We start from the raw sequence: 874 nt of genomic DNA, 5'->3' as shown, positions 1-874 counted from the left end.
AGACTGCATTAACCACAGGTTTGTCTAGTACATTGGCAGATGCTAAAACTTACGCAGACACAGGCTTAGCTTTAAAAGCAGATCAAACCGCGCTAACCACAGGTTTGTCTAATACATTGGTAGATGCCAAAACCTATGCAGACACGGGCTTAGCTTTAAAAGCAGATCAAACCGCGCTAACCACAGGATTGGCGAATACCTTAACTGATGCAAAAGGTTATACCGATGTGGAAGTTGGTAAACTGGATACTAAACTTGGTACAGAAGTTGGCAACTTAAATACAGCCATTACCAATAGTGCCAATACGATTAACACCCGTATTGATGGTGTGGATACCCGAATCGGCAATGAAGTGACTACCTTAAATACCAAGATTGGTGCAGAAGTTGGAACACTGAATAATCGTATTACCAATGAAGTTGGAACTTTAAATACAACCATTTCAGGAATTGATGGTCGAGTCATCACCAATACCAACGACATTGCAGCTTTACAAAGCGGTCTAGGTGGCATTTCAGCCAATGCGGTTGTGTATGATTCTGCAACCAAAGATACAATTACTTTGGCAGGCGGTACAAATGGTACGAAAATTACCAATCTGAAAGATGCGACTTTAGACGCAAACTCTAAAGATGCAGTGACAGGTAAACAGTTACATGCGACCAATACCAGTGTTACAGCATTAGATGGTCGAGTCACAACTGAAGTAGGTAATTTAAATACAGCGATTACAACCAGCACCAATACGATTAATACCCGTATAGATGGTGTGGATACGACAGTTGCAGCTTTAGATACCCGAGTTGGAAATGAAGTTACCGCTTTGGATGGCAAAATTACCACCAATAAAAATGCAATCAGCACTTTAGACGG

At 41.3% G+C, this 874-nt stretch carries 1 pseudogene; it reads left to right on the top strand.

The features are described from left to right. Window positions 1–874 (top strand): annotated as a pseudogene (locus F972_RS15990) (hypothetical protein); the annotation flags it as partial.

Source organism: Acinetobacter sp. CIP 102529 (assembly GCF_000368325.1).
Taxonomy (GTDB): domain Bacteria; phylum Pseudomonadota; class Gammaproteobacteria; order Pseudomonadales; family Moraxellaceae; genus Acinetobacter; species Acinetobacter parvus.
This window is presented reverse-complemented; position numbering and strand designations above follow the sequence as displayed.